Below are 8949 nucleotides of genomic sequence, written 5' to 3'. Positions count from 1 at the left end.
CAAGGTGGCGATCCAGGAGGGCGACGAGGTGGCTGCCACGCGAGCTGTCGGCAACGCTCGGGACCAGGTCGACACGGTCCAGGTCGGCCTGCAGGGACCGGTGGGTCTCCTCGGCCAGTGGCTTCCGGTCGTCGGGTCGAGCATCCGCGACGCCCGCCACCTCGGCGACGCGCTGGCAGCGGTGACCTCGGTGGCCGAACTCGGGGCCGAGACCTATCCCGAGATCTCCGGCGCCGACTCCACCTTCTTCACGGACGGCCAGGTGGACATCGCCACCCTCCGCCGGCTGGTCGACAACGCGGGCGCGGCCCAGGACGAGCTGACGCAGGCACGCTCCGCACTGGAGGACATCGAGGCGTCGGGTCCCGGGTCGGGACGACTCGCCACGGCACGGGACGAGGCGCTGGAGCAGATCACTCCGCTCCACGACAGCCTGACCGCGACGATGCCCGTCGTACGACAGCTGCCCGACATCCTCGGCGCCGAGGGCGAGCGGAAGTATCTCGTCGCGATCCTCAACCCCGCCGAGCTGCGCTATTCGGGCGGCACGCCCTTGACCCTCACCCCGGTCACCGTGCTCGACGGCCGCATCTCGTTCGAGAAGGCGGTCGACACCGAGTCCAACTCGGCCATGTTCCAGCCGCGCTACTGGCGCAAGGTCAAGGGCAACCCGTTCCACACGGGCCGCATGCGGGTGCTCAACGCCACCATCGCACCGTCCTGGCCGGTGGCCGGCCAAGAGACCCTGAACGCCTGGCGGAGCATGCGCGGTCGCAACATGGCGGGCCTGCTCGCGGTCGACGTCGTCGCGCTCGCGCGCCTCGCGGAGCTCACCGGCCCGATGGACGTCCCCGGCTACGGCCAGGTCGACGGGAGCAACCTGGTCAAGACCCTGGTGGGCAGCTACGACGAGTTCGCCGATGACGCCCAGCGCAAGGAGACCAACCGCGCCCTGGTGTCCCTCTTCGTGGACCGCCTGATGGGCTCAGGCCAGCTGCCCGACAAGGTCCGGGCGCTGGCCGAGTCCGCCCGGGGCCGTCACTTCGCCGCCTACTTCCGCGATCAGGACGTCCAAGGCGCCCTGGCCGGCCTGTCGCTGAGCGGTGACCTCTCGGAGACCGAGCACGACTACCTCGGCGTCTTCACCCAGAACGTCGTCCCCAGCAAGAGCGACTACTGGCAGTCGCGCCGGCTCCGTTCCGACGTTCGCCTGCGTCCCGACGGGAGCGCCCGGGTGGCGCTCGAGGTCGAGGTCCACAACGACAGCGCGCCGTACGCCGGTCCCGAGCCGGACTATCGCCAGGGCTACTTCACGCGCTACGCCACGCTCTCGATCGGCAGCTTCCTGCCCCGCGGCGCCGAGGTCGACGCGGCGATGGTGGACGGTGCGCCGGTCGACTTCACGGTGGGCGACTACTTCGGCCGGCCGTTCGTCCGGCACACGATCGAGTTCGACCCGCAGGCGCGCCACGTCCTGCGTCTCGAGTACGACGTGCCCGCGGCGGCCGTTCTCGAGGATGGCGAGCTGACCTATCGCCTCGACCTCGACCCCCAGGGCTTGGTGCGGCCCGAGGCTGTGAGCACCACCGTGCAGTTCCCGAAGGGCTTCAGCATCGACGCCCTGCCCGCGGGCTGGATCGCGTCGGGCGACCGGGCGGCGACGTGGTCCGACGACGCGCTCGACGACTCCCCACGCCTCGCACTCGGTGCCCGCGGTCCCGACGCCACCCCCTAGGATCGCGGCCATGGATCGACTTCTCGTGACCGGCGGCGCCGGCTTCATCGGCTCCAACTTCGTCCACCACCTCATGCGCGAGACCGACGTCCGCGTCACGGTGCTCGACAAGATGACCTACGCAGCCAGCAAGGAAGCACTGGACGGGCTGCCGGAGGAGCGGGTGTCTCTCGTCGTCGGTGACATCGCCGACCCCGACGTGGTGGACCGGCTGGTCGCCGAGCACGACGCGGTCGTCCACTACGCAGCCGAGTCGCACAACGACAACTCGCTCAACGACCCGTCCCCCTTCATCAAGACCAACATCCTGGGCACGTTCACGATCCTCGAGGCGGTCCGCAAGCACGAGAAGCGTCTCCACCACGTGTCCACCGACGAGGTGTACGGCGACCTGGAGCTCGACGACCCGTTGCGGTTCACCGAGGACACGCCCTACAACCCCTCCTCGCCCTACTCCGCCTCCAAGGCCGGCTCCGACCACCTGGTGCGCGCCTGGGTCCGCTCGTTCGGCGTGCAGGCGACGGTGTCGAACTGCTCCAACAACTACGGCCCCTGGCAGCACATCGAGAAGTTCATCCCGCGCCAGATCACCAACGTCATCGACGGCATCCGGCCCAAGCTCTACGGCACGGGCGAGAACGTCCGCGACTGGATCCACGCCGAGGACCACTCCGCGGCGGTGTGGACGATCCTCAACCATGGCCGGATCGGCGAGACCTACCTGATCGGCGCCGACGGCGAGAAGAACAACCTCGAGGTCGTGCAGCTGATCCTGACCCTGATGGGCCAGCCCGCCGACGCCTTCGACCACGTCAACGACCGCGCCGGTCACGACATGCGCTACGCCATCGAGTCCGGCAAGCTGCGCCAGGAGCTCGGCTGGGCGCCGCAGTTCCAGGACTTCGAGTCCGGGCTGGCCAACACGATCGAGTGGTACCAGACCCACGAGGACTGGTGGCGCCCCGCGAAGGAAGCGGTCGAGGCGACCTACGCCCAGAAGGGCCAGTAGATGTCTCTCCCCTCCCTCGAGACCACCCCCATCCCCGGCCTCGTCGTCGTCCGGCTGGACCGGCGTGGCGACGCGCGCGGGTTCTTCAAGGAGAACTGGCAGCGCGAGAAGATGCTCAGCGTCGGGCTGCCCGACTTCGGCCCGGTGCAGAACAACGTCTCCTTCAACGCCGAGCGCGGCGTGACGCGCGGCATCCACACCGAGCCGTGGGACAAGTTCGTCTCGCTGGCGACCGGCCGGATCTTCGGCGCCTGGGTCGACATGCGCGAGGGCGAGTCCTTCGGCGCGACCTTCACCCTGGAGATGGACACCGCGGTGGCCGTCTTCGTCCCGCGCGGTGTCGGCAACAGCTATCAGGTGCTCGAGGACGCGACGGCGTACACCTATCTCGTCAACGAGCACTGGCGTCCCGGCATTACCTACCCGGCGCTGGCTCTCGACGACCCGACGGTCGCGATCGCGTGGCCGATCCCGCTGACCGAGGCGATCATCTCGGACAAGGACCAGGCTAACCCGGCGCTCGACCCGGCCACCGCGATCGCGCCCAAGAAGACGCTGATCATCGGCGCGCTCGGCCAGCTGGGCCGGGCCCTGCGGGTCGACTTCCCGGGCGCCGACCTCGTGGACCTCGTGTCGGGGGACGGGGTGACGGCGCTCGACCTGACGGACGCCGCGGCAGTGGCGGCCTGGCCCTGGCACGAGTACGCCGCAGTGCTCAACGCCGCCGCCTACACCGCCGTCGACGTCGCGGAGACGCCCGACGGTCGACGCGCGTCCTGGGCGGCCAACGCGGCCGCGCCCGCCACGCTGGCCGGCCTGGCCCGCACCCACGGCTTCACGCTGGTCCACTACTCCTCGGAGTACGTCTTCGACGGCACCGCCGACGAGCACACCGAGGACGAGCCCGTCTCCCCGCTCGGCGTCTACGCCCAGTCCAAGGCCGCCGGCGACATCGCCGTCGGGCTGGCGCCGCGGCACTACCTCGTGCGCACCTCGTGGGTGATCGGCGACGGCAAGAACTTCGTCCGCACCATGGCCGACCTCGCCGCCAAGGGCGTGTCGCCATCGGTGGTCTCCGACCAGGTCGGGCGACTGACCTTCGCCGGCGAGCTGTCCCGCGCGACGCGCCACCTGATCGACTCCGGTGCCGACTTCGGCACCTACAACCTCTCCAACAGCGGCCCCGAGATGTCGTGGGCGCAGATCGCGCGAGCGGTGTTCGAGCGCTGCGGGCGCAACGCCGCGGACGTCTCGGAGACCACGACCGCGGCATACGCCGCCAGCGTGCTCGACAAGGGCCAGCTGTTCGCCCCCCGGCCGCTCCGCTCGGCGATGTCGCTGGCGAAGATCCGCGCCACCGGGTTCGAGCCCGAGGACGCGCTCGTCGCCCTCGACCGCTACCTCGCCGTCTGACCCCACCGCGCAATCCAGCGTCGGCAGTTCGCGGCGCCAGCTTTCATGCTCACGCTCGGCGGCGTGAACACGACCTCGAACTGCCGACCCCAGCCCCTGTGGATAGCCCCAGCGGGCACGCTCGCTTCTGGGCAGGCTGGGCCTGTGGGCGAGGTGGTGCAGGAGATGCGCAGGCGCGGGGGCGTTGCGACGTGGAGCGAGCTCAAGACGAGCCTCACCCGAGACCAGCTCGACGAGGCCCTGACGTCGGGGCGCCTGAACAGGATCCGCCGCAACCTCTACGTCCTCGCGGACATCCGGGAGGTACGCCGAGTCGCGATCGCCGCCGGTGGCGTGGCCTCGCACCTCACCGCTGCCCAACACTGGGGCTGGAAGGTGAAGGACCCGCCCGCGCGGCCGTGCATCACGCTGGCGCGGGGCTCACGCACGCCGGTCGGCGACCTGGAGCTGCACTGGCAGGACCTCACCCCGGCGGAGATTGCCGGCCACGTGACGCGACGGGTCCCCACGGTGATCGCCTGCGCCCGCGCCTACGACGAGGCCGCGGCGTTGTGCGTCGCCGACTCGGCACTTCGCGAGGGGCAGGTGACGCGCGAGCAGTTGTTGGCGTCCGCCCGCCGTTCACCGCGCACCGGGCGAGCGAGGGCGATCAGCGTGGTGCAGCTCGCCGACGGCCGTGCCGCGAACCCGTTCGAGTCCGTGCTGCGATGGCTCTGCGCCTCCGTGGTCGGACTGCACGCCGTACCCCAGTCCGAGGTCGACGGTGTCGGCCGAGTCGACCTCTTCGACGCGCGGCTGGGCATCGTGATCGAGGCGGAGTCGTTCGAGTTCCACGGCTCGCTCGACGCCTTCCGTCGCGACGTGCGCCGCTACACCGAGTGCGCCCGTCGGGGGCTGGTCGTCGTCCGGTTCACGTGGCAGGAGGTGATGTACCAGCCCGACTACGTGCGCGCGACCCTCGCCGACGTCGTCCGTCAGCGCTCACGCCTGGTCTCGGCGTGACCCCGGGGTCGGCAGTTGGACCTGCAGCACGGCTTGGGGCACGCTCAGCGCGCTGCAGACGTCGGCGAACTGCCGACGCCAGACCTCAGGCGGAGGCGTCCGAGCGCCCGTAGTCGTCCTCGAGGCGGCAGATGTCGTCCTCGCCGGTGTAGTCACCGCGCTGGACCTCGATGATGACGAGCTCCTCGTCGTGCGCATTGGTGATCCGGTGCGCCGCACCCTGGGCGATGTCGACGGAGTGACCCGCCCCTGCCACGAGCGTCTCACCGTTGACGACGCACGTCGCCGTACCGGAAATGACGACCCAGTGCTCGGAGCGGTGCTCGTGGGTCTGGTAGGACAGCCGCTGTCCGGCGGCGACGTGGATGCGCTTGACCTTGTAGCCGGCGCCCTCGTCAATGACGTGCCAGGACCCCCATGGCCGCTCTTCTGAGTCCATCGACATGCCCTATCCCCGTCCGATCACTGAATGACGCGCACACCCTAGCGACCCGAGGCGCACGTAGGGTGACGGTGTGAATGTATTCGCGCTCGAGGGCTACGCCAATCTCGTGGTGCTCCTCGTGATGCTGGTGATCAAGGGGTTCGCCTTCATCAACGCCGTGCTCTACCCCGCCGAGGCCTATCCAGCGTCCAGCCGCGGCACGAAGGCCGCCTGGACCATCGGCCTCGGCCTGGGACTGGTCGCCCAGGTCCTGCTGCTCGCCCCGCTCAACCTGATCAACCTGGCCTTCACGATCGCGGCGTTCGTCTATCTCGCCGACACCCGGCCGGCGTTGGCCGAGGTCACCGACCGGCGCTGACCGGCGAGGCAAATGACCGTTGCCCCCGGCGTGAGGCCAGGGGCAACGGTCGTGATCAGAACAGCGTCAGCTGTTCGTCGACTTCTCTTCAGTCGCCGACCTTCTCGGCGGCGTCAGCAACGGCCTTGACCGCGTTGGTGGCGGTCTTCTCCGCGGCGGTGACGGTGGCCTTGACGCTGCTCTCAGCGGTGGCCGTCTTCTTGGCGGCGGCCTTGCGGACCGGCGCCTTCTGGGCGGCGGCCTTCTTGGCGGCCGTCTTGGCGGCAGCGTTGGTCTTCTTGGTGGCGGTGACCTCGGCGTCGACGGCCTTCTTGGCCTGCGTGGCCGTGGTCTTGGCCTTCGCCACGGTGGTCTTGGCGGACTTCACCGTCGCCTTGGTCGACTCCTGGCCGCGGATGCGGCTCACCAGGGACTCGCCGCGCTTGACGAGATCGCTGTAGGTGTCGGTGGCCTGCGAGGTCAGGGCGGCGACGTTGTCGTCGACGAGGGTCTGGACCTTGGCCGGGTAGGCCTTGGCCTCGGCCTGGAGCTCGACCACGCGGGCCTCGATCGCCTTGCGGCGACCCTTGGCGTCGGTGGCGAGCGCGTCCACGCGGGCGTTGACGGCGGTCACGGCCTGCTTGCGCAGCGCCGTCGGGTTGGCGACGGACTTCTGCACGTCGGCGACGCGAGCGGTGACGTCCTTCTGGACGCCCGCGAGGCGGGTCTGGGTCTCGGACACGAAGTCGCGGACGACCTCGACGGCGAGGTCGGTGACGCCGACGTAGGCGTAGAGGGGCTTGGTGGCTTCGGTCTTGATGTCGAACTTGGTCTTCGCCATGTCATTTCTCCTTGTGAGGTGGTGGATTCGGGTCCTGCCCCGCATTGAGCGCGAGGAAGGATGAATAGACGTCCAGCAGCGACTGCTTCTGCCGCTCGCTCAGCCCGACATCCGCGAGGATCGCGAGCTCGACCGAACCACTGGCGTGCGCAACGGGGCTGACGATCCCGGCCCGGACATAGAGCTGTTCGGCGGAGATGCGCAGCGCCTTGGCGATCTGCTGGAGGACTTCTGCCGAGGGCCGGCGCAGACCACGCTCGATCTGGCTCAAGTAGGGGTTGCTGACGCCGACCTGCTCACTGAGCTGCCGCAGGGACAGCCGCGACGCGAGTCGCTGCTCCCTGAGGAAGTCCCCGAGTGACTCGACGACGGTCTTCCCGTCCTTGCCCTTGGCCATGCATCCATTGTGCTAACACCTGTTAGCAAAATGCAAACTCTCAGCCGGTGATTGCCCTCACATCCCAACCGGGCCCGGCCATTCGACGCTAGCAACAGCGATCTGGACAGGGCCGCGGTCGGCGTCGAATCCGTTGAGCGCGGGCTTTCGCCTAGAGTTTCTCCGGCGGCTCCGGGACCGCCCACACCGCAGACAAGGAACCTCCGTGGAACTCAGGGATTACTGGCGCACCGTCCGAAGCCGCTGGCGAGTGGTGGTGGTCTGTCTCGTGACCGCGCTGCTCGGCGCCGCCCTCCTGACCTGGCAGTCGACGCCGCAGTACTCCTCGTCCACGCGCCTGTTCGTCTCCACGAGCGAGTCCGACTCGAGCTCGGCCTACACCGGCAACCTCTTCGCGAGCCAACGCGTGACGTCGTACGCCGACCTGGTGACCAGCCGCCAGCTCGCCGAGCGCGTCAGCGCTGCCCTGACCGAGAGCACCGATCCCGACGAGCTGCGGGACCAGGTGAAGGCCACCGTCGTCCCGGAGACCGTGATCTTGGAGATCAGCGCGAGCGATCCGGACGCGGCGATGGCGCGCGACATCGCGCAGGCCTATGCCGAGGAGCTGACCCAGCTGGTCGAGGACCTGGAGACGCCGAAGGGTGGGCGCAACGCCCTGATCAAGGCCACCATCGTCGACGACGCCCAGGAGACGACCGACCCGGTCTCCCCGCAGCCCCTGCGCAACCTCGCCCTCGCGGGGATCCTCGGGCTCCTCCTCGGACTCGGCCTGGCGGTTGCCCGTGAGCTCCTCGACACCACCGTGACCGCCAGCGAGGACATCGCGGCCGTGACCGCCGCCCCCATCCTCGGCAACATCTTCAGCGACGACTCCGCCAGGCTGGCACCGATGGAGGTCCTCCAGAAGGCGACGCCCTGGGCCGAGGCCTTCCGGGTGTTGCGCACCAACATGCAGTACGTCGAGGTCGACGAGGACCAGAAGGTCATCGTCATCACCAGCTCGCTGCCCGAGGAGGGCAAGTCGACGGTGGCCGTCAACCTCGCCGTCACCCTCTCGCTGGCCAACGAACGGGTCGCCCTGATCGAGTGCGACCTCCGGCGTCCCCTGATCGCCGGGCGACTGGGCCTGGACGGCGCGGTCGGCACCACCAGCGTGCTGATCGGCAAGATCAGCCTGGAGGAAGCCTTGCAGTCGTACGGCGACAGCGGACTGCGCGTCCTGGCCTGCGGTCCGATCCCGCCGAACCCCTCCGAGCTGTTGCAGTCGCACGCCATGCAACGGCTGCTGGCCGATCTCCGGTCCGAGTTCGACGTGGTGATCCTCGATGCGCCTCCGCTCCTGCCGGTCACGGACGCCGCTCTGCTCGCCACCCAGGCCGACGGCGCCGTCGTGGTCACGCGCCACGGAACGACGACCCGCGACCAGCTCACCCACGCGATCGAGCGCCTCGACTCCGTCGACGCCAAGGTGCTGGGCGTGATCATGAACATGGCGCCGCACCGCAAGGTCGGCAGCTCCTACGGCTACGGCTACGGCTACGGCTACGGCCACGAGGAGGTCGGGAGCACCAAGCGGGCGGCGCGCGATGCCAAGGTGCGCGAGCGCGCCGAGGGCAAGGCGGAGAAGTCCGCACGCCGCTGAGACCCGCCGTCGACAGGTCCACCCCTGAGCGTCGCCCGGAACGAGTTTGGCGTCAGAAGCAGGCGCGGATCTCCCCGACCGGCTTCCCGCCCCCCAGCAGGGTCAACTCTCCGGTCTTGCGTACG

General features: G+C 69.5%; 9 protein-coding genes. 6 read left to right on the top strand and 3 right to left on the bottom strand.

The window, feature by feature from the left end:
• The 4 genes from RMO85_RS12940 to RMO85_RS12925 all read left to right on the top strand — a co-directional run.
• The coding region (locus tag RMO85_RS12940; protein ID WP_310529137.1) for a DUF4012 domain-containing protein at positions 1–1735 on the top strand (1735 nt) is incomplete at its 5' end.
• A 10-nt stretch (positions 1736–1745) separates the two neighbouring features.
• Entirely contained in the window at positions 1746–2744 is a 999-nt protein-coding gene (gene rfbB, locus RMO85_RS12935; RefSeq protein ID WP_310529136.1) for a dTDP-glucose 4,6-dehydratase, read from the top strand.
• On the top strand, positions 2745–4157 hold the full coding sequence (locus RMO85_RS12930) for a bifunctional dTDP-4-dehydrorhamnose 3,5-epimerase family protein/NAD(P)-dependent oxidoreductase (RefSeq protein WP_310529135.1): 1413 nt from the start codon (positions 2745–2747) through the stop codon (positions 4155–4157).
• Between the two features lie 144 nt (positions 4158–4301).
• A complete protein-coding gene (locus RMO85_RS12925; protein WP_310529134.1) occupies positions 4302–5159 on the top strand; it encodes a hypothetical protein in 858 nt (285 codons plus the stop codon).
• 85 nt (positions 5160–5244) lie between these two features.
• Here the strand turns inward: RMO85_RS12925 and RMO85_RS12920 are convergent, their stop codons facing one another.
• Positions 5245–5598 (bottom strand): phosphomannose isomerase type II C-terminal cupin domain, encoded by a 354-nt coding sequence (locus RMO85_RS12920; protein WP_310529133.1) that lies wholly within the window; start codon positions 5596–5598, stop codon positions 5245–5247.
• A 76-nt stretch (positions 5599–5674) separates the two neighbouring features.
• Between RMO85_RS12920 and RMO85_RS12915 the strand changes: the two genes are divergently transcribed.
• Entirely contained in the window at positions 5675–5962 is a 288-nt protein-coding gene (locus tag RMO85_RS12915) for a DUF2516 family protein (protein WP_310529132.1), read from the top strand.
• Positions 5963–6050: 88 nt separating this feature from the next.
• Here RMO85_RS12915 and RMO85_RS12910 read toward each other — a convergent pair whose 3' ends face one another.
• Positions 6051–6782, bottom strand: coding sequence for a hypothetical protein (locus RMO85_RS12910; RefSeq protein WP_310529131.1), 732 nt, complete (start codon positions 6780–6782; stop codon positions 6051–6053).
• A gap of 1 nt (position 6783) precedes the next feature.
• Positions 6784–7179 (bottom strand): helix-turn-helix transcriptional regulator, encoded by a 396-nt coding sequence (locus RMO85_RS12905; RefSeq protein ID WP_310529130.1) that lies wholly within the window; start codon positions 7177–7179, stop codon positions 6784–6786.
• A 205-nt stretch (positions 7180–7384) separates the two neighbouring features.
• Between RMO85_RS12905 and RMO85_RS12900 the strand changes: the two genes are divergently transcribed.
• On the top strand, positions 7385–8824 hold the full coding sequence (locus RMO85_RS12900; RefSeq protein ID WP_310529129.1) for a polysaccharide biosynthesis tyrosine autokinase: 1440 nt from the start codon (positions 7385–7387) through the stop codon (positions 8822–8824).
• Positions 8825–8949 lie beyond the last annotated feature (125 nt).

Origin of the sequence: Nocardioides sp. (assembly GCF_031422975.1) — a bacterium.
In the GTDB taxonomy this organism is placed as follows: Bacteria; Actinomycetota; Actinomycetes; order Propionibacteriales; family Nocardioidaceae; genus Nocardioides.
Note: the sequence above shows the minus strand (reverse complement) of the source record. Positions and strands in the feature narration are given on the sequence as shown.